This is a genomic window from Bradyrhizobium sp. 61, from assembly GCF_023073075.1.
GTDB lineage: Bacteria > Pseudomonadota > Alphaproteobacteria > Rhizobiales > Xanthobacteraceae > Bradyrhizobium > Bradyrhizobium barranii.
Genome location: NZ_JADPIU010000111.1, coordinates 136297 through 157569, shown reverse-complemented (window position 1 = coordinate 157569; position 21273 = coordinate 136297). Strand labels below are relative to the sequence as shown.

Sequence of the window (21273 nt, the reverse complement as noted above, 5' to 3'; positions counted from 1 at the left end):
CATGCTGCACGATATCGATATCACCCCTGGTTCGCGAATTGATCCTCCGAGTTGCCAAACTTCCGGATTGTTACCCGCTCGGAGGCCGGGAGGATCGCTTGGTGACGACGTTGCTGGACGAACTATCCGACGCTCCGATCGGCGATCTGAATTTGCCGATGCCACGAGACCGCCGCCTTCGGCGCCTTGCGGAGACGTTGATTGCGGAGCCGAATGCGAAAAGCTCCTTCGCGCGCTGGGCGGACTCGCTCGGCATGAGCGAGCGCTCCCTAAGCCGCCTGATGGTTCGCGAGATCGGGATGAGTTTCGGCCGGTGGCGGCACCAACTTCACATCATCCTGGCGCTACAAAGGCTCGCAAGCGGTGAAAGTGTTAAGACAATCGCGCTTGAGCTTGGCTACGAGAACGCCAGCAGCTTCGTCAATATGTTTCGAAAGATCTTGGGTCAGCCTCCTGTGCGCTATCTGGCTTCGCTTCGCTCGGGCGCCATAAGCAGTTGAGATTCTGGGTTATCGCGCCCATGACTGTAGGAGCGCGCCAATACTTGCGATAACGACGATGCGTCAACGTAGAGAACCAGCCACCTCGCGCGGTATCAGTAAGCTCAGGGTCACCGCGCAACCATTCGATCTTCCCCAAACATGAATAGCTCGTTTGGCCTCGACGATCGCGACCAACTCCTTGGCATCCGCATGCCCAGGCATAGAAGGCGGTTCAGATCGTCTACCTCTGGATCCCAAATCTCCAGATTCACGCCTAAACGACCGCCAAACCCCTGCATTTGGCGCTGACGGTCGAACATCTCCGACCGACGGTTCTAAGCTGGCGGTCTCTCCGCCCCCTCGACCGTCATCGGCCTCCGTAGCTCGGAAACGCGAAATCCTCTGCGACTTGCTTTTCTCGCTTCGCCGGGCTCGGTCTGAACAGCTTTTGCACGACGCTGCTCGCGAAGACCCTCTGAGTGAGATGCGTAAGTGAAATTCCGAACCAGGTTTTCACAAGCAGCATCCGAATAAGGCGGGGACTCAACTGGTTCTGTGACGCTTCGACATAGGGGCGGACCAACCTTTCATAGACGCCAAAGGCTTCGGTGTGGGTCTCGCATCGTCCGATCTCGCCGGCGAGCACATAGGCGCCAACCAAACCGAGAGCCGTACCTGCCCCGGTGAACGGCGTCGGACAGTGCGCCGCGTCGCCGATCAAGACGAACCGGCCTTTCGACCAGGTCGAGGCCTTTACCTGGCTCATCGGCCCAAAATAAAAGTCCTCGACCGTATCGAGCTGCACGGTGATGCGATCGGCGATCGTGCCTCGGCCTTTGAGCGCCTGGAGCAGCAATCGCCGTCTCGCCGCGACATTGTCCCCCTCGATGTCGAGATCCTTCCGCAGAAAGGTCATCAGGACGGTCGTCTCCGTCTCGTTCCCGGGTCGTAGGGTGATGAATGTGCCGCCCACGCCGTTGACCGAATAAGCCCAGTTGTCGTCCTCTGGGCGTCGAGGAATCTTGAAGAACGACATGTAGGCGCCGAGGTAGCGAAAGCGGGTTTCCTGGGCCAGGATCTTGGCTCTGGTTGCGGAGCTGGTGCCCTCGGCGCAGATCACCAATTCGAAGTCTTCTACTGAGCCGTCGTCGAAGGTGACCGACATGCAAGCGCCGGTGTCTTCGAGGTCGGTGACGAACCTCCCGAAGCGATATTCGCAATCGGCGTTCGTGGCTTCGAAGAGGACACGGGCGAAATCGCCTCGCAGAATCTCGAAATCGCTCGTCAGCGTGCCGATGGCTCCCTTCGGAAAGGTGGCGATCAGATTACCCGCGGCATCGAGATACTTCTGGCCCTGTTCCAGGGTGTCCTTGGCTTCGATCTCATCAACGAGGCCCATCATTTTGATGACCTGCTGCCCTGCACCCTTAATGTCGACGTTCTGACCGCCATCCCTGAGGGTCTGCGCCCTTTCCACGACGACGACGGCGTAGCCGTATTTGTGCAGCCAATAGGCGCATGCGGGGCCGGCAATGCCGGCCCCGCAGATCAAGATCTTCTTTCCGATTTTCATTCATCCTCACAAATGGCGGTCCGGCCGCTTCCGTGCGGAGACCGCATCGCGCCGGAGAGCGATCGAAGTTAGGGCCGTGCGCCGTTGCCCAGGAGGGCACCGATGGTTGGAGTATGCTCGAACAACAAACGGCACGCTTGCCGGTGAAAGCGCAACGGGTGGAATTCGCGTTTGAGGTCAACATATTCGACCACGCTGCACTCGATTTCCGGCAGGCGCGCGGGTCGCCCGCCCCAGCTGAACAGGTCGCGTTCGCCGCGGGCGCGTAGGACCACGGGATCGAGGTGCTGATATCCAAGGTGAAAATACCGGCTGGTCCACGGTTGCGGGTATGACGAAATCAGCACGGTATTGTCGCCGGTTAGGCGCAGATATGCAAATTGCTGGAAGCCTAACTTTTGCGCTAACCGTACGGCGACCCGTTCGAATGCATCCGCGTCGCCCACCGTCTGGATGGCGTCAACGAACTCCTGGAATGAATTCTCAACCAAATTCATTGATCTAAAAGCTCGTCCAAATCCTCGCGATGTGGCCATGTCCGGCGTCAGAAAGTCGAATTGAGTTCGCTAGTCGCGATGTTCGCACCAGGACCGTGACGCGCCGCTGCGCTTTCCTAATTGTCGCTTGTGACAGGACCCTAGCGACGCATGGCTAGCCTTCACGACAACATCCCGCACCGGCGATTCCTGTTCGGAAGATCCTGATCCAGACCCGTCGGCACTCGGCCTTTGGCTGCAGGATGCGCGGATTACACAGCTCGCTCAATCAAGAGCGCAGGGTTTTACCTGCGCCGGCAGCCGGTGTGCGCGTCATGGTGCGAGGACGATGCCGTACTTCCGCTCGGGGACTGGGCTGAAGCGGCTAAATAGCTGGTATTGGCGTGCGACATGGAACAGGTCTCTCCGTTGCAAATAACGTCAGCCGTAAGTATCTAGATTATACTTAGCGTCAATTAGGCACCCGAAGTCGCCTTGGTATATCGGAGGAAACCGCCTTGCTCGACCTAAAGCCGCAATGCTTCTCATCGGACTGTCCGAGCCGCGCATTGTTCGACGAGATCGCCGACAAGTGGTCGGCGATGGTTCTAGCCGTCCTGAACGACGGACCGCAGCGCTTCAACGCGATCAGGCGCCGGCTGGAAGGTGTCACCCAGAAAGCGCTTACCCAAAGCCTTCGCCGCCTCGAGCGCAACGGGCTAGTCTCCCGCCAGGTGATCTCATCGTCGCCGGTGGCCGTCCAGTATCAGATCACAGACCTTGGCCGTACTCTGCAGCAGCCGCTTAGAGAGCTTCACGCTTGGACACTCGCCATGCTGCCACAAGTCCAGGAGGCGCGGCAGGCGTTCGATCGGATGTCATCAGGGCTAAGTGCCGGATCCTTGCCCAGCCCATCTGCTGAGTCAGGCGCTAGCGAACAGAACGAACGAACTCAGGGCCGCGCGGCGTTGCCCAGGAGGGCACCCATGGTTGGACCATACTCGGACAAAAAAGCGGCACGCTTGCCGGTCAAAGCGTAACCGGGTCGCGTTTGAGGTCGATTGGCAACGTATACGACCATCTGCGAACGGGGTTGAGCATCTCTATGCCGCAATAGAGATGTCCCGCGATGCAAAGGCGTGTCCGGCAGTGATTCTGGAAAGACCTTGCCTCCTCCTGTGCCTCGTTAGAGACCTCTCGACTTTTGCTCTTCATGACACCAGGGGCGTCGCGCGAACATCAACTATAGACGTTCATCCCTAGGCTTGATCCGGTGCGGAAACCGAAACGCATTGTTCCGATTTTCCAGACCGGACCCAGTTCGTCAAACCTTTATGCGGCTTGCATTCGTGGTCGCTGGTTTGAAAGCCGAGTGGCCATGTTTATCAAGTCAGACCGTGCGCGTTAGGCCGCTTTGCGAGAGCCAACGATCGCCTTGGTTTCCAGGAACTCGCCGAACGCGACCTCGCCCCATTCGCGTCCATTGCCGGATTGCTTGTATCCGCCAAACGGCGCCGCAAAATCCATGTCGGCATAATTTAGCGTGACCTGTCCAGCCCGCAGCTTGCGCGCCACTGCCTCTGCGGCAGAGTGTTCGCCCTGAACATAGGCTGCGAGTCCGAACACCGTATCGTTCGCGATCGCCACTGCATCGGCTTCGTCCGCGTAGCCAATAATCGAGAGCACCGGGCCGAAAATCTCCTCCCGCGCGATGGTCATATTATTCGTCACGTCAGCAAAAACTGTCGGGCGCACATAGAAGCCTGTATCCAGTCCCTCTGGTCGGCCAAGGCCGCCGGTAACCAGCGTCGCGCCTTCGTCGATGCCAGTCCTGATAAGGCGTTGGATCTTGTTCCACTGCGCCTCTGACGCGACCGGACCCATCTTGGCGTTGCTTGCCGGATGTCCGACGACCCACTCCTCGGCTGCATCGCGGGCAAGCTGAGCGACTTCGGCCATCCGCTTGGCCGGTACGAGCATCCGAGATGGCGCATTGCACGACTGGCCGCTGTTGAGCATGACCTGGGCCACGCCCGCTTTCACCGCCGATGCCAGCTCGGCGCTGGGCAGGAGGATGTTCGGCGATTTGCCGCCGAGTTCCTGGTGCACGCGCTTCACTGTCAAAGCAGCGTTGCGCGCCACCTGGATGCCGGCGGGCGTCGAGCCGGTGAACGAGACGAGATCAACGTCGGGATGGCTCGTCAGGGCGTTGCCTACGCCTTGTCCGTCTCCATGGACCAGGTTGAACACGCCAGCAGGAACCTGCGCATCTTGCAGGATCTCCGTTAAGATCGTCGCGGAAAAAGGCGATACCTCGGACGGCTTCAGCACCATCGTGCAGCCGGTCGCCAATGCGGCGGCCACCTTGCAGGTCACTTGATTCACTGGCCAGTTCCACGGCGTGATGAGCGCGCACACGCCAATCGGCTCGCGCACGACCTCGGTGGTGCCGAGGCCCTGCTCGAAGCTGTAGTTCGCCAGCGCGGCGCGCGCGATCTGAAAGTGGACGAGACCCACCGGTGCCTGCAGCTGCTCTGCAAGCCACAGGGGCGCGCCCATTTCTTCCGACACCGCCAAGGCCAGGTCGCCGATCCGCCGTTGATAGGCGACGATGATCCGATCAAGCAGCGCAAGCCGTTCCTCGACCGACGTCAGCGAGAACGTCTCAAACGCCTTGCGCGCCGCGGCGACCGCCTTGTCGACGTCGTTGGCGTCCCCCAGCGCGACCTGGCCAGCCACGGATTCATCCGCCGGGTTGATGACGTCTATCACGGCGTGGCTGCCGGGCTGCACCCACGATCCGTCGATATAGAACTGAAGATTGCTTCGCATAGGGTCCTCATGAAACTCGAGTTGTCATTAGTAGGTTTGGCCGCCGCGGGTCGTCGCGTGCAGCATCAGCATCGAAGGCGACTAGCCGAGCAACAGGCGCTATCGGCCTGCGCCGATCAAGGGTCGAACTGCGTCGTCGGTACTCCAATCATCCTCGCTGGGGCATAGGTATACCGAGTAAACCCCACGTCAATCAGGCACTCGAAGTCGCGTTAGTAGGACAAAGCATACCGCAGCCAAGCGATCGATCGTCCGTCTCTCAGCTATCCAGACGGGTTCGCAGCGATGGCGGACCTCAAGCGCGATAGGGCGATTCTGGCGATCAGCGGACCGGACTGGGCCGAACGCACGAAGCGATTGGCAGCCCGCGTGCCCGACCTCGATATCTTCCCCCAAGGTCTCATCGAGCGGGTGAACGGCGGCTGGTGTATCACTGAAGGGACGCGCGGTTCTCGAGATCATGGAGGCGCGGCCCGCACCGGCCCAACAAGCAACGGAGCTGCCTGATGTCCGCGCGGTTGAGGAGCCGACGCCAGCCACGACTCTGTCACCGATGCCTTCAATAGCGCCCGTTCGACGCCTGCGAAAACGAAGGCGAGGCCAACAGAACACTGGGCTGCGAAGACAAGCGAACGCGTCACGAGAAACATCAGTTTAGGGTGCAAACGAGCAGCATCGCGCCTGCGGTAACTCGGAATATCTTCCATAATCGACCCCATCGTTCGTGGCGACAAGCGTGGTCAGACGGCCCATTGAGGTCCAGGCTTATGCGGCCCCCTACCGCGGCGCTAATCCGTGCTGCGGACGTCTCGCCCGGCTGCGTACTATTAGTGGCCGTGCTCTTCGCCATGTGTCGGTTGAAGTCTAGAGCGCCGTCCTTCCACCAAGCCGGGTCACGTTCGCCCAAGGCCCGCTTCGCCTTCGAGAGCCCGATGGGACGTCCGCAGGTCGTCGAAATGCTCGTGCACGGCTATCGAACGACTGAGCGTTTCTTCCCGCGTTGTGGTCGCAACGGATTCACAAATCTCGCGGCTGCGGTAGTACCGCAACCGAAACAAGCGAAGCCATGGAACGAACTGCCCGGTTTCCTAGGAGAACTCGGAGCGCGAGCGATACGCACAAATTCAAATCATCGAGCCCTGTCGAAACGTCCGACGACCAAAGTCGCCGTTACAACAAGCTCCATAACGACATTTTCGCTACTTACTTGTACATGCCTCGTGAAATGCTCTTTTACGCGCTGACTCTGTAGCGGATAGGCTGCGCTCTCGGCCCCGACACCTGACTGCTGATGACCCATTCGCACGCACCATCGATTTCGATATCATCGACCGAACAAGAAAGGCTTTGAGAAATGCCCGCAGCTCTGCTTGACCTAGGTTTCGACCCAGGCAAGCATGGGCGGCGAAGGCGAGATGCCGATTGGGCGTGCGATCGACGCGAAAGACGTGAGGATCGTTGAATCACCGGGCTGACACTTTTTTCCACTTGCTGCGGCCGGCCAATAGACGACAGCCGTGCGAAGCCGGGCACGATGAACTAGGAAGGTTCACGCTTCCCGATCCCTTTTTATATGGTATTCATCATTTAAATATCAGAACTACGGGGATCCCCTCATGGCTAACCAGACCCTCGCGATCGACACCGCTCGCCGCCCAGAAGTCTCCTCCACCTTTGCGCAGATCGCGGTGCTGGCCGGCCTTTCCGCTACCGGCACGCTCGCCACCAACATCCTGCTGCCGTCGCTGCCGCAGATGGCGGCATCGCTGAATGTCAGCAGCGCCGCGGTCACCTCAGCCATCACCATTTTCCTCGCGGTATTCGCGCTCGGCCAGCTCGTGGTCGGGCCGATCTCAGACCGCTACGGCCGCCGCTGGCCGGTACTGATCGGATTTGCCGTGTTCTTCGCCGGCAGCCTCTGGTGTGGCCTCGCCACCGACCTGCCGGGCTTGCTGACCGGCCGCGTAATCCAGGCGGCCGGCGCCTGCGCCACCTCGGTGCTGTCGCGCGCCATTGCGCGTGACATGTTCTCCGGCGCGGCGATGGCGCGCGCGATGGCGCTGATCATGATCGCGATGGCGGCCGCCCCCGGTTTCTCGCCGCTGCTCGGCGGCGCGTTAGATCATTATTTTGGCTGGCGTTCTGAATTCGCTTTTGTCGCGGCCTTTGCGGCTCTGGGGGCATTGGCCTACAGCGCGGTGTTCGGCGAAACCCATCACGCGACGCGGACCCCGCTCGATCCGCTAGCGATTGCAAGGAATTACGCCAGCTTGATCACCGATCGGCGCTTTATCGTCCCGGCCACGACCGTCAGCCTAATCATGGGCGGCCTGTTCGCGATGTTCTCGGCCGCCCCGCGCGTGCTGATCGAGGCGATGCAGTTCTCGCCCATTCAATTGGGACTGTTTTTCGCCGGCACCGTGATGGTCGTGTTCGCCGCCGGCATGCTGGCGACGAAGCTGGCGCCACGCTACGGCCTCGATCGCTCGATCCGGGGTGGATTGTGGGCCGCTGCCGCCGGCGGCATTGCGATCCTCTCGGTCGCGCTGTATGCGCCTTCGTTCCCGCCGTTCCTCGGCGCGATGTGCGTGTTCCTGCTCGGCATGGGCATCGTCAATCCGCTCGGCACCGCAAAGGCCCTCTCGCCGTTCGGCGACCGGGCCGGCGCGGCTTCCGCACTGATCGGTTTCTTCCAGATGATGTCGGCTGCGATCGGCGTCTGGCTGGTGGCGACGATTCCGTACCAGGCGCTGTTTTCACTCGGCGTCGTGCTGACGGCGTTTTCGCTGGTCGCGTTCGCGCTCTATGCGCTCAGGACCAAGGTTGAGGCGTAGGCCGGCCAGCCGCAAAAACAGAAAGCCGACACGAATTTCGTTGGTGTCCGGCAGATTTATCGGGAGCTTTTCAGTACATTTTACGTCCAAAAACACCCCGTCGACGCAGGTCCGAATCCAGCGCTCTGCCCACCGCTTTCATAGGATGATATCCTTGGCATTCCTTTGTGAATTGCATGATCGTGTTCGTCAGCCCATTCGCTCTCAACAATTCGTGAAAGCCTGCGTGCACCAATGTACGAGAATAGTCACGTTAGGGAACGTCCAGCGCAATCCGGTTTGAAACTCACAAACTCCTCCCCGCCTGACGCGCGATCCTAGGCAGCTTCATATTCTTGTAATGTTTGATCGACGATTTCCGCAACAGTCTGGACGGCCCGGACGCCTGACACGGAATGGCCAGCGCTCAAAATGCCGGTCCACCTGCGCGGTCCCTTTGAGCGCGAGCCATATCGCTGTTTCGCGTCGTCCGCCGAAACTGAGTCATCAAGCCTATCGGGGTCCAGTCCAGCCGCTACGATCGATGGGCGAAGGTAACTGCCCCAGAGGCCATTGAAGGCTTTCGTTAGCACTATGTCGTCGATCGATGACCTGACCAGCATCTCTCGGTATTCGGCGGTTGCCATGCTTTCGCGCGCAGCAATGAATCTTGTTCCCATGTAGGCGAGATCGCACCCCAAGATTTCGGCGGCACGCAGGGCAACCCCATCGCTTATACCGCCTGCAAGCACGAGGGGACCGTCGAATATCTCTCGGATGGCACGCGTGTAAGCAAATGGGTTGAGCCATCCGGTCTGTCCGCCAGCACCGGCGGTGAGCAGTACTAATCCGTCTACTCCAACGTCGAGCGCCTTGCGGGCATGTTCGACCGTGGCGACGTCGGCGAACACGAAGACGCCGGCTTCTTTGAGCCTTGCCATGATCGGCTTTGGGGAACCGACGCTAGTGATCACCATCTCGACGCCATGCCGAAGAATCGTATCTACATGATCATCGAGATCATCGGCTCTCATGATGAGATTGGGACACACCGGTCCGGATGCTCCGGGATTTTCGGCAAGTCGGCGCCTAATGTCGGACAACCATCCATCAAGTCCGCCGTCAGCGTGGAGAACCCTGGGATTCATAGTTGGGAAGGCGCCAATGACGCCAGCTTGGCACGCAGCAACGACGAGGTCGGGCCCGGATAAATGCAACATCGGAGCGGCGATGATAGGCAGGCGGAGGCGATCACGAAAACGCTCCGGGAGCCGCGAGGCTGAGAGCAGCGAAGACGATTGCATTTGGGGCGCTTTCACTTGATGCATTAGCTATTCTAGCGAACAACCAACCACGAAAATTCATTGTCCGCCAGCGTGTCGCGCGCTCGGACCGCGGCGCAGATAGTGTCTACGATGGGACCTCTCCACCAGCAAAAACCCTGTGGCAAGCTTTTTTCGCGGACGCATGCGTCTCAACGCGGGCGCGATCTAGCCGTTGTGGTTGGACGCAACCCGCATCAACCCTAACGTTCGTCAGACAGTGTCTGACGGCCATACTTGTCCTGCAGATGAGGTGTTGCTGCAAACGTTCTTCTTCCGTTTTTGGAAATTGCATTGGCGATTGGATTCGTCTTGACTCCGGGATCAACATGTCCGGCTTGGCCTATGCGCTTGAAAGAGCGGCGATAAATTGCAGGGCGCTTCGGTGAAAGCGGCAGCGCTCATCGGACAGTTCGTTGAGGACGTCGAAATGGTGGCCCGGAATAACATGGCGCGTGATCCTAGCGTTCGACGACCCGCAGGCTGCTGCGTACCGGTTGGACTGCCATTTGAACTCTTCAGTTTCATCCTCTCCGTATGCGATCAGTTGCGGAGCGTTGGTACCCGCCGCATGATTTATGGGACTTTGGCTGAATGCTTCCGCTTGATCCAGGTGAAGCTGATCATTGTTAGACGTCGAGAGCAGTGGCTCCAAGTCAAAGATGCCAGACACCAAAATGGCTCCCTTGAACATATCTCGCGGTAGCCCTTCTGCGAAGGAGGGCCAATCCGTCGTCATCATCATTCCTGAAATGTGCGCTCCGGCCGAGTGGCCAACGATGGACAACTTTTCCCGATCTCCGCCCAGGCCATCGATGTTGAGCCACAGCCAGGCCATGGCCTTACGAGCCTGATCGACAATCTGGGTGATGCGAACTCCAGGGCAACAATCGTAGTTGATCGCTGCGAAGGAAATACCGTTTTTTATGAACGATTCCGCAAGAAAGCTGTATGCGGATTTATCTCCTCTCTGCCAGTAGCCGCCGTGAATAAAGACCACCGTGGGCGAGGACTTCGGCTCAGCACTCGGGAAATAGTCCAACCGATCGCGTGGACCTGGTCCGTAAGCTAGATCCAGCCGGCACTTGCTGGATTGGCGAAATGCCAGACTTCGGCTATTCCAATCCGGAAGGAAATTCAGATCGGGTCGCAGATGCCCCAGCGCGTACTGCTTCTCTAGTCTGTCGTCTATCATGGCTGCCTGCCTGACGCTGATCATAAGTGAATACTTAGCCAAAGGCGCCGCCGGATAGGATGTTCGCCGCGGCATCTATCTCGGCATCGAAGATGCTGCCGCCGTTATACGAGGGCCGCGCTATTGCTCGGGACTAGGCCGAGCGTGAGGGCTTACCGCCGCCAAATTGTCGGGAAAGCCCGTCCCAGCAGCTCGGGTATGTACCGTCGAGCAAGTGTAACTGCGAAGCGTAAGCCGTGGCGCTCAGCGGATAACGGGTCTCGAACATGAAGGCCATCGTCCCCGACAAACGCTCAGGGGCCAAGGCCTTATGGCTTGCCTTCTCGAAAGCCTCCACATCGGGACCATGGGCGATCAGGCCATTGTGCAGGCTCATTCCGCCCGGAACGAAGCCATCCGGCTTCGCATCGTAGACGCCGTAGATGAGTCCCATGAATTCGCTCATCACGTTCATGTGGTACCACGGCGGCCGGAAAGATTCCTCCATTACGATCCAGCGCTCGGGAAATATCACGAAGTCCACGTTGGCCGTCCCGGCGACCTCCGAACTGGCGGTCAGCACAGTATAGATCGACGGATCAGGATGGTCGAACAGGACCGATCCGACCGGCGAGAACCGGCGCAGATCGTATTTCACGGGCGCGAAGTTGCCATGCCAGGCGACGACATCAAGAGGCGACTGCGGAAGGTCCGTGACGTACAGGCGGCCGAGCGACTTCACGAAAAGCTGGCAGGGTTTCTCCTTGTCCTCGAAGCCCGCGACGGGCACCAGGAAGTCGCGTGAATTGGCAAGACAGTTCGCGCCGATCGGGCCGCGTTCAGGCAGCGTGAAATAGTTGCCGTAGTTCTCGCAAACGTAACCGCGGGCCGGTCCGTTCGGCAGATCGATCTTGAATTTCATGCCTTTTGGAACGATGACGATCTCACCCGGGATGGCGTCGAGGACCCCGCATTCGGTGAATATTCGGATTGAGTTCTCCTGCGGCACGAGCAGCAGTTCACCGTCGGCATTGTAGAGGTAGCGGTCCTCCATGGAACGGTTTGCGACGTAGACATGGGCCGCCATGCCTAACTGCAGGTGCACGTCGCCTCCTGTAGCGATAGTCCGCAGGCCAGAGAGAAAGTCGCACGGCTCGTCCGGAATGGCGATCGGCGCCCACCGCATTTGCGCGATCGGCAGATTCGACTCATCGCGGCAAGGAGCGGTCCGGATCAGCCCGGCATCGACCTGACGAAAGCCGCGGCCATGCTGGACAGAGGGTCGGATGCGATAGAACCAGGTGCGCTTGTTACTGTGACGCGGCGCCGTAAACGCGCTGCCAGAAAGCTGCTCGGCATAAAGCCCGAGTGGCGCCTTTTGCGGCGAATTACGCGCCAAAGGCAATGCATTGGGCACCGCCTCGGTGGCGAAGGAGTTCTCAAATCCGGTCATATAGGCGGGTGAACCGTCGCGGGGCGAGAGGACGGCCTCACTGAACGCATTGGGATGGACTGTCATGATTCGAAGCGCCTGTCTGGACGTGAAGTCAGAACGTTGATCATGCCGAGCCACGCCGGCCTGGTCAGTCCCATGAGCGGGTGACACGAAACGGCTTATTTCAGCTCACGAGCGACGCCGTGATGCGGTCGGCGCATCGCCTGAAACTGATCGGCGCGAGGCCCTGCCACATAGCGCCCGATGATGACTATCTCTCGCTGCCCTCGGGAAGGATGCACTGCTCGCCAGTCGTGAGAGCGACAGAGGCTCCTGCCCGGCGAGTGTGCTATTCAAGCGGCAGTCCTTCCCGTTCCCAGGCAATTGCTGAAAGCTACGGTGGTGCTGACCAGGACGACCGTTGTTTGCCCCGGTTGGGCTCGATCCCACTAACAACCGTCGGCGGCACAGTTAAACCATTCCCCTGAGGTATTCACCCTCCCCTCCCCTGCCCTGCTGCTAAGGCTCCGCGCACACGGTCGATGAGCCTGAACGGCTCGCTGGGCAGCTCGTCACCGCGCCACGCTATATGCTGATCCGGTCGCGCTAACACGAGCTTTGTCGAATAAAGTGCAGATGCTTCTTTCGACACCACATCAAGCACCGCGAGCGGAACGCCTCGCTTCTGCGCGGCAGCAGCCAGCGGCCCAACATCGACCGACGGATCGAATCGCAACAAAGTATATTCCGGCCCAAGAGCGTCGTAGAGCGAGCGGCCATCGTCGAACCAAAGATGAGGAACGCGACACCCGGGCACTGTCGACGAGGTAAAGCTCCCAAGCGTGTAGGTCGGATGCGCGCTACCATCGTAAGCGATCAACGGCGAACTGTCGTAGAAGTAACCAAAGTTCAGGCCGGCGGCCGCGAATTGCTTGGTATTCGTTTCGCAAGCAACACGACCAGCTTCGGCGCGTGCCTGCTCCCCTTCGGGTCCTTCATCGAGGATATGAGCAGGAACAGATCCGCGGCGCCGCGTCTCTTCTTCAGCTTGCGACATCGCCAAACGCGATACCTGCTCAGTGATGGGCCATCGTTCCGCCTCATAAGCATCGAGTATTGCCGCAGGCGCCCAACCGTTGAGGTTCGCGGCGAGCAGCCACGACAGATTCATCGCATCGGCAATACCGGCATTCATGCCGTAGCCAGCATACGGCGCCCAGAGGTGGGCCGCATCGCCCGCGAGAAAGATGCGCCGGTCGCGAAATCTTTCAGCGATCAGGCGCCGTCCGATCCAGTCTTGCTTCGAGATGACCTCATACGTAAAGTCAGGGCCGACGCCGAGAATCGCGCGAATGCTGCCATCACGATCTACCACATCAAAATCGAATTGGTCGGGCCGCAAAAAATTGAAAATCATCCAAAGCTCGCGGCCGTCAATCGCGATCACATTGCCACTCAACTTCGGATTGAGAGAATATGTCATCCAGGCTCGTTCGTGCTGCTGTTGAGCGATGAGCTGAGGGGCGCGAATGAAGGTCGCCTGCACGCGCATGAATTCTCCGTCGCCCTCCAGCTTGATGCCGAGCCCCCGCCGAACTGTCGATCGTGCCCCGTCGCATCCAATGAAATACCGGGCGGAATAGGTCTGAAATTCTCCGGTATCAAGATCGCGCCCCACGGCGGTGACTTGATCCTCGTCCTGGGAGAAACTCTCGAGTTCTACGCGATTATAGATTTTGACGCGCGGCGTTGCCGCGACGTAGTCAAATAGGATCGGCTCGAGCATGAGCTGATTGACGCGATGCGGAAGCTCTGGCGTTGGCCAGTTCGAGTCTGCGCCAGTCCGATCGGTGAAGCGGTCGCGCCGGCACGGGATGTGGATGCGACCACACTCACGCCCGGTAAAAGCGGTGCGGTAAGCGATTGCGTGCGGGTAATCCGCGGGTAGACCGGCGTTACGCAGCTTTGCGGCAATGCCAAGCCGTCGAAAGACCTCCATTGACCGAGAGCTGACATGGTTACACTTCGGGTCCGGCGCATCGCCTTTGCGGCGCTGCTCAATGATCGCGACCTCGATGCCGCGCCGAGCGAGATCAAGTGCAAGCGTGAGGCCGACGGGTCCTGCACCGACAATCAGGACAGACGATACGCGCTCGCTGGACATGATAGACTTCCCTCGTTTAACGGCACGCCGAGTTCACCGCGCACCAGCACCCATCACTCATCTTGAAGATCTTTAGGCCCGCTGAACCCGCAAAATGCGATCTGATCATGCGGACCCAGGCGGCTCTGGTCAGTCCCATGAGCGGGTGACACGGGACAGCCCAGGTAAACCCGCGGGAGGCGCCGCCGTGATACGGCCCGCGCATCGATCGAAGCCGACGGGAAACCCTGCCATACACAGCGCCCGGTGATTTCTGGCGCCCTCCAGCAGTGTACACTGTTCGCCGCCTTCGAGCGACTGGGGCTCCTGTCCGGCGCGAGTGATTTCGGGCAGACGGCCTAGGCTTCGCAGCATGCCTGAGACTGTCACGGTTCCAAAGAGATCGCCTGCGATGTTGCGGGCGCTGCCGCCAGATGAGCGGGCATCTGCCCTACGGTCCGGGACAGTTCGTCCGTCGGCGCCTTGTCGAACACCGTGGAGGCAAGCAGTGACACGTTCTTCCGTTTGGTCGTTCGGCTTGGCCGCATTCCGGCTTTCAGCCCGGTGGGTTATCGGATTGGCTGCGTATGGACGTTCAACAAAGCGGGAATCCCTGAGCGCACCTTCTCCAACGCTCGCGCTAACGCACCGGGAAGCAAAGCTGGGTCGTCGACCGCCTCGGCCCAGCCTTGACAGCATTCCGCCACTCTCTCAAAGGCCGGAGATGGATCGAGGCCCTGGACAGGCATGACGTTCACCTTCGATGCTGCACCGTCTGGATAGACGGCAAGCGTAGATTGCTTCACCGCCAGCCATTGGTGATTGTTTGCGACAATCGTCAGAATCGGCAGATTCTGTGCCCGCTGTACGTAATGAAAAGGAACGGGATTTCCGAACATGTACGAGCCATCCCCTACGATTGCAATGACATCGCTATTAGGTGCGGCGAGCTTCGCACCGAGTGCGGTGCCGAGACCCGCACCTAGTCCGCCAGCCGGCGAACTTCCGATGTAGCGGTCCTGACCCGCAAACTCCAAGCGGCTCACTGCCGTACCTAGTTCATTGACAATGATTGTTCCTTCGGACTTCGCTTCATTTATGCAGTGCGCAAGCCACGCTGGGTGGATGGGAGATTCTTCGCGCGAGCGTTGCACGAGGTTCGCCCTAGCTTGCAACGCCTTCGCCCGCTCCGCGGCAACCCGATCGTGTCTCTTGCGTAGAACGTCATCTTCGAGCGGCCCCGCTAGTTCATTCAACATCCCAAGTGTCGTCGCGACGTCACCGGCTACCAGCAGATCGGCTTCAAATTCCCGAAAGGGATGACGGCTCACTAGGGGATCAGTGCCGATATGCACCACCTTAGTGGTAGGCCTGGGCCTGGAAAGGCGTGGCAACCACGGTACCGCGCATTCGATAACCAGAACGAGGTCTGCGTCCTGAAGATGATGCCCAGGATCTTGCGCGAAACCAAGGTTCATCAAGTGATCGCTAGGTAGGTTGGCGTCCGTTGCATTGATCTGGAGAACCGGAATCGCCTGAGAATTGGAGAGCCTTGACAGCGCGGCCGCTCCTTCCCGCGTTCGGCCCGCCGACGATGTTAAAATCAGGGGAGCCTGCGCCTCTGCTATCATCCGTGCGACTTGATCCACGACATGTCTCGATGGGGCGTTTGACGTGACACCAAGTGGTCGGACGTTGTCCCGTCGCATTGGTACTGTTGCGTCGGCAAGTACCTCGCGCGGTAACGCCAGGTAAACCGGTCCGCGGGGCTCACTCATAGCTATGTCGAGAGCGCGATCGACTAGCGCTTCGATAGGCTGACCAGCTCTGAGTTCGTAGTCCCATTTGACGTATTCGCGAAGCATACCTCCCTGATCGAACGATTCCTGCCCCCAATGGATGTAGACGTCTCGTGAGGCGACATGTCCCGTCTCTGTTGCCGGCGTACGACCCGCACACAACAGAACCGGAACGTTGTCACGCGCCATATTCATGATTTGGCAGATTGCGTTCGCTGTTCCAACTGTAACATGTAACATTACGGCAGCCGGCTTCCCTGTGACGCGGTAGTAACCGTTCGCCATAGCCATCGCCAGATTTTCATGTGGCACTGTCACGAATGTCGGGTATTTCCGTTCACCGTCGGCGGCCGACAAGACTTCGATGATCGGCGCAAAATCGGTGCCTGCATTGGCAAACACATATTCGACACCACGAGCTGCCAACCGTTGCAGGAAAGAGGACGCCGCGACCTGGGTCGGGCGCGATGAGATGCTTCTGATTTGAGTCATGCATGCCTCGCTGACTGTCGCGTTCTCGGGTGATTAAATTTCGCTTCCATCCGAATAATGCCTCCTTGTAAGCAGCGCGCTGTGCACCGCAAAATACGAACGGCTCAAAGCCTGGTGTCTGCCGCACTTTGGTATCGAACGTCTTGGTCACCGTTAGTCCACAGAGGTGACCGGGGATGACCGACTTCAACGCGCGGGCGACGCCGTGACACGGCCGGCGCATCGACCGAAACCGATGGGTGCGAAGCCCTTTCGTGCGCAGCGCCCGGTGATGACGATCTCGTCACCATCCTCAAGGAAGGTGCGCCGCTCGCCACCCGGTAGCGGCAGAGGCTCCTTTCCGGCGCGAGTGATCTCGAGAAGACTGCCCAGGGCGCCTGCCGCATCGCCTGAGACGGTGCCGCTTCCAAACAGGTCGCCCGCTTCGATGTTGCAGCCGTTGCTCGTCAGATGAGCGACCATCTGCCCTACGGACCAGTACAGTTCGCGCGTGGAAGCCTTGCCGAGCACCGTGGAGCCGGCGTTCTCCCGTAGCATCCGCGTCGTTACGAGCCGCGTCTCGAGCACCACATCGACCGCACCGCCGGCCCGGTCTTGGTCATCGGAGAGATACGGCAGCGGCGCAGGATCGCCCGTTGGCCGTTCGCGCAGCGGTACGCGGAATGGACGGAGAGCGTCCGCCGTCACTACCCAAGGTGAGATGGTGGTGGCGAAGCTCTTGCCCAGGAAGGGTCCGAGCGGCTGGTATTCCCACGCCTGGATATCGCGCGCCGACCAATCGTTGAGCAGACAGAAGCCGAATACGTGCCGCCAGGCCTCGCGCAGAGGCACCGGCCTGCCCCGCTCCGTATAGCCGCCGAGAAACACGCCGAGTTCAGTCTCGAAATCGAGCCGCTGGCTGGGCCCGAACGAGGGTGCTTCCTGACCATCTGCGCGCGTCTGCCCCGCCGGGCGGCTGACCGGACTGCCGCTGACGACGATGGTGGACGCGCGGCCGTTATAGGCCATGGGCACGTATTTGTAGTTCGGCAGCAGAGGGGCGGTCGGCCGGAAAATGCTCCCGGCATTGGTGGCGTGCTGAATCGAGGCGAAGAAATCTACGAAGCTCCCCGGCCGTACCGGCAAGAACATGTCCACCCCGTCGCTTGCATGAAGATGCCGCTCAATATGCTTGTGATCGCCATTCTCGGCACACAATAGGTCAGACAGCGCGAGGCGCAGCGCCGTCCATGCACGAGGAGCGAGCGACATCAGCGGCTGTAGATCGGGAGCGATCAGTGTGTCCGCGATGGGTTTGACCTCGCCCAGAAGTGACGACACGGCGGCGACGTCGAGGACGTGGTCACCGATCGCGACACCGCCACGGGGAGCCTTGCCCGAGCCCGTTGCACGGAAAACCCCGAAAGGCAGGTTCTGTACCGGGAAATCGGAGTTCGCCAGGTTCGCGCTCGCCACCCAACTGAGGCGCAACGGGTCGTGGCTACGATCGAGGTCTGTATTAGTCAACGAGTGCCTCCTTCATAGAAGGGGCAGTCTATCGCTTCGGCCGATTGTTCTATGTCCCACAATCAAGTGACATCCGAGTTCTCGGGCCGCTCGACCGCGGCGACCAAGCGGCTCAGACCCGTGAGCCGGCAACACTCAACGATGGCCTCTGGTTCAGAATTTCAGGATCGAAACCTGCTGCGATCTTGAAGCTTCGGGCGATGCTTTCAAGCTCATGGCGCGGAATGATCTCTTCTATGGACGTGAAGCCGTTGGGGGCTCTTTCCTCCGCCATCTGCATGACTATTTCAGGCCCGTACTCGCGATTGCGAAGCATCACTTCCGTGACGACCGGCAAGCGGTCCTTTTGGTAGTCGACCAACGCGCGGGCGGAATCGAGGGGTGACTCGGCGAGGGCCTTCGCAAGCACTCTGGCATCAATGATCGCCTGGGTACCCGCCTGCGAACCGATCGGGCGCATTGGATGCGCGGCATCGCCCAAAAGAGTCACGCGTCCGAAGCTCCATTTTGGTAGCGCATCGCGGTCGACCTTCGGATGCTCGTAAATATCTGTGGTCTGTTCGATCAGAACTGTGACATCGATCCAATCAAACTTCCAGTCCGCGAACGGTGCGAAAAACCGTTCCTTGGAAACTCGTCGGTCCCAGACCTCTTGCTTGTCGAGGCTCCACTGACCACCCAGCACTGTCAACCAGTTGATCAGGGACTTACCGGTGGCGGCGATCTTTTTGCTCATGGGGTATATCACGGCGCGCTGCTCGCGATGGCCAATCATCACCTGGGTGCGACCATCCAGAAATGGATCAGCGATAGCCGAACCGCGCCACTGGACGCGGCCGCTATCCACTGGCGGCCCTTCATTGGGGTATAAAATCCGGCGCAGCCGGGAGTTGATGCCGTCAGCTCCAATCAGGATATCGCCCTTGAAGGTGCCGGCCGACCTCTGGTTTTGCCGGTCAATGAAATGCGCGCGAACTTCCTTCTCGTCCTGGTCGAAGGATTCGAAATGAAAACCGACATGAAGACTGTCCTCGCCGGCCCGTTCGCGCAGCGCAGCGAGCAGGACGGCCTGCAGGTCGCCGCGGTGAATTGAATATTGCGGCCATTTGTAGCCGGCACGCAGACCGCGTGGTTCGCTCCAGATCAATTGGCCGAGCTTGTTGTAGTAGGATAGCGTGGAGGTCTCGATCGCGGCGGCCGCGAGACCTTCGCCCAGCCCAAGTTCGGTGAATTCACGCACCCCATTCGGTTGCAGGTTGATACCCTGGCCGAGCGGCTTGATGTCGCGGACCGTTTCGAAAACCTCAACATCAATGCCGGCTGCGTGCAGACTTAAGGCGGCAGTGAGCCCCCCGATCCCGGCTCCAATGATAATGGCCTTCATCAAGATCTCCACCCTGGTTGGATTAGTGAGCAGCGTCTACCGTCGGCCGGCCGCCATCATTACATCCAGGTCGGACACGTCACCTGTGCGGATGAACGTGTTTTCGACCTTCGGAAAGATCGGCCTGGATGGCATCGGTACTCAATAATCTCTTGGCATCGCAGGCGCGTCTCATATGACCTCTATCCCGCGTATTTCACTTCCGATGTGATCGTCGCCGGCCAGTTTCGCTTTAGCTGCCAAAACACGGTGATCAGACTTAGCCCACCGACCGCGGCAAGAGTGCCACCGGCGGTCGCTAGGGCGTATACCAGCGCGTCAGACCCGCCGCCGAACCACTTGTCGGCCAGCACAGCAACGAAAGTGGGAGCGAGCGCATAACCAGTAATACCGACCCAAGAAAAATGAATTCCGGAGATTTTCCCAATTGTTGTGCTGGGCGACACATGCACCATAGTCGCCGTGCCAACCGTGAATAAGGCTGACGCAAGCAGATTGAAGAGAGCCAGCATCGTCCAGGTCAAAATAATCGAATTGCTAAAGGGCGCGACGACGGCGGGAATTGCAATGAGGACGCATCCGATCGCGCCGACCAGTGGCACCCCAGGCTTACCTAAGCGTTTCAAGGCGAAATCAATGACAAAGCCTGAGAGAAATTGGCCAGCCGTACTCAGGAACAGAATGATCAAGCCGAGTGCGAAGCCAATCTGACTAGGCGGAATATGCCATGTCCGCCCGAGAAACGCCGGGACCCATGACGAGTATCCGACCAACAACATGATCGTTGCGCCGTTGGCGATAAAAAGCGGAACGAAGATCATCCAGCGTGAGCGCAGGTCATCGAATGCTTGCCGCACGGTCGCTTCCTGACCGGTGGCCGAGGGACGACGCTTGGGTTCGGGAAAGGTGTAGACCAGCGCGGCGATCGGCAGAGATAAGAGCCCGCAACTGATCAACACCACCTGCCAGCCGTGGAACGATCCCACGGAATCGCCGACGAGGAGAAGGATCATGCCTCCTCCAAGCAGAGCCAGGCCACCGCCCACGCTCGCGCCCATCGACCAAACTCCAATCGCCCTCCCTCTGAATTCCGCATCGAAGACGTCCCTGATCAAAGACAACGCGGCCGGGCCAGAAACGGTCTCGCCAGTCGCGACCCCCAAGCGTCCGACGAAAAGCGTCGTATAGTTGACAAACGCACCGCAAAACATCGTCGCGGCACCCCAAAAAGTTATCCCGGTCGCCAGGATCTTACGCCGGGAGATCTTGTCGACCAGTGAACCGACCAATGGTGTTATGAAGAAGTATGGCAGAACGAACGCGGCGCCGATGAGAAAGCTCATCTCGGTATCGGTAATACTGAGATCGCGCTTGATGGGCTGCACCAGCAGCGGCAAGACGTTTCGATCGATGAAAGCGACCGCATTGACGAGGCACAGGATCAGCACCATCCTCCATTGAACCGCCGTCGGTACAGCTGACGTGACGCTCGACTGCATTTTGTTACTCCCCCTGATTGTCTCTGTTTTAGGTTGATATGGTTTTCAATCGCACTTCTCGAGGCCGCCAATGAATTACGATTTGCCCGTTCGAACGCATTGACCGTCACCGCGCCCTTGAAGCAAGCGGCGTCGCGGCCATCAGGATGACGAGCTGCCGTTGAAAAAAGCCGTTGAGATGCTCGCACAGTTTCGCAAAACATCGTTGCCGCAATTCAAGCGGTATCGTCGCATCGGTACCCCGCGTCGGGAGACGAACCTCGCTGATCACATAGAGCGTCTGTCCTCCAATGATTTTTACGCCGGGCCGGCCGTCCAGGTTCAATCGTCGTTGCGACGGTTG

The 21273-nt window shown here is 59.4% G+C and carries 14 protein-coding genes and 2 pseudogenes; 4 read left to right on the top strand and 12 right to left on the bottom strand.

Translation table 11 applies throughout. The annotated features are described in order from the left end of the window. The first annotated feature begins 101 nt into the window (after positions 1–101). Positions 102–500, top strand: coding sequence for a helix-turn-helix domain-containing protein (locus tag IVB46_RS42585; protein ID WP_247345933.1), 399 nt, complete (start codon positions 102–104; stop codon positions 498–500). 349 nt (positions 501–849) lie between these two features. Here the strand turns inward: IVB46_RS42585 and IVB46_RS42580 are convergent, their stop codons facing one another. Beyond that, on the bottom strand, positions 850–2055 hold the full coding sequence (locus IVB46_RS42580) for an FAD-dependent monooxygenase (protein WP_247345930.1): 1206 nt from the start codon (positions 2053–2055) through the stop codon (positions 850–852). Between the two features lie 68 nt (positions 2056–2123). Then, on the bottom strand, positions 2124–2552 hold the full coding sequence (locus IVB46_RS42575) for an autoinducer binding domain-containing protein (protein ID WP_247345925.1): 429 nt from the start codon (positions 2550–2552) through the stop codon (positions 2124–2126). A 497-nt stretch (positions 2553–3049) separates the two neighbouring features. Between IVB46_RS42575 and IVB46_RS42570 the strand changes: the two are divergent. Next, positions 3050–3406: pseudogene (locus IVB46_RS42570) on the top strand (helix-turn-helix domain-containing protein); the annotation flags it as partial. A gap of 529 nt (positions 3407–3935) precedes the next feature. On the opposite strand, the gene IVB46_RS42565 reads toward IVB46_RS42570, so the two are convergent. Further along, the gene (locus IVB46_RS42565) at positions 3936–5363 is read right to left on the bottom strand and encodes an aldehyde dehydrogenase family protein (protein WP_247345922.1); all 1428 of its coding nucleotides are present in this window, start codon (positions 5361–5363) and stop codon (positions 3936–3938) included. Between the two features lie 285 nt (positions 5364–5648). Here IVB46_RS42565 and IVB46_RS42560 point away from each other — a divergent pair. Next, a pseudogene (locus tag IVB46_RS42560) lies at positions 5649–6021 on the top strand (hypothetical protein). Positions 6022–6979: 958 nt separating this feature from the next. Then, positions 6980–8197: a multidrug effflux MFS transporter gene (locus IVB46_RS42555; protein WP_247345919.1), complete on the top strand. Its 1218-nt coding sequence runs from the start codon at positions 6980–6982 to the stop codon at positions 8195–8197. A gap of 317 nt (positions 8198–8514) precedes the next feature. On the opposite strand, the gene IVB46_RS42550 is transcribed toward IVB46_RS42555, so the two are convergent. From IVB46_RS42550 to IVB46_RS42510, 9 genes are all read right to left on the bottom strand, one after another. Next, positions 8515–9210 carry a nitronate monooxygenase gene (locus tag IVB46_RS42550; RefSeq protein ID WP_346016166.1) on the bottom strand — a complete coding sequence of 232 codons (696 nt, stop codon included), beginning with the start codon at positions 9208–9210 and terminating at the stop codon, positions 8515–8517. A 631-nt stretch (positions 9211–9841) separates the two neighbouring features. Then, positions 9842–10693: an alpha/beta hydrolase gene (locus IVB46_RS42545; protein WP_247345916.1), complete on the bottom strand. Its 852-nt coding sequence runs from the start codon at positions 10691–10693 to the stop codon at positions 9842–9844. Positions 10694–10826: 133 nt separating this feature from the next. Further along, the gene (hmgA, locus tag IVB46_RS42540; RefSeq protein ID WP_247345913.1) at positions 10827–12191 is read right to left on the bottom strand and encodes a homogentisate 1,2-dioxygenase; all 1365 of its coding nucleotides are present in this window, start codon (positions 12189–12191) and stop codon (positions 10827–10829) included. A 409-nt stretch (positions 12192–12600) separates the two neighbouring features. Next, positions 12601–14271 (bottom strand): FAD-dependent oxidoreductase, encoded by a 1671-nt coding sequence (locus tag IVB46_RS42535; protein WP_247345903.1) that lies wholly within the window; start codon positions 14269–14271, stop codon positions 12601–12603. Positions 14272–14819: 548 nt separating this feature from the next. Next, positions 14820–16541 (bottom strand): thiamine pyrophosphate-requiring protein, encoded by a 1722-nt coding sequence (locus IVB46_RS42530; protein ID WP_247345900.1) that lies wholly within the window; start codon positions 16539–16541, stop codon positions 14820–14822. Positions 16542–16727: 186 nt separating this feature from the next. Next, entirely contained in the window at positions 16728–18047 is a 1320-nt protein-coding gene (gene fahA, locus IVB46_RS42525) for a fumarylacetoacetase (protein WP_247345895.1), read from the bottom strand. A 112-nt stretch (positions 18048–18159) separates the two neighbouring features. Continuing rightward, complete coding sequence (locus tag IVB46_RS42520; protein WP_247345892.1) at positions 18160–19431, bottom strand: flavin-dependent oxidoreductase; 1272 nt, start codon at positions 19429–19431, stop codon at positions 18160–18162. A 182-nt stretch (positions 19432–19613) separates the two neighbouring features. Further along, the gene (locus IVB46_RS42515) at positions 19614–20930 is read right to left on the bottom strand and encodes an MFS transporter (protein WP_247345890.1); all 1317 of its coding nucleotides are present in this window, start codon (positions 20928–20930) and stop codon (positions 19614–19616) included. Between the two features lie 106 nt (positions 20931–21036). After that, positions 21037–21255, bottom strand: coding sequence for a hypothetical protein (locus IVB46_RS42510; RefSeq protein ID WP_247345887.1), 219 nt, complete (start codon positions 21253–21255; stop codon positions 21037–21039). Positions 21256–21273: the final 18 nt, after the last annotated feature.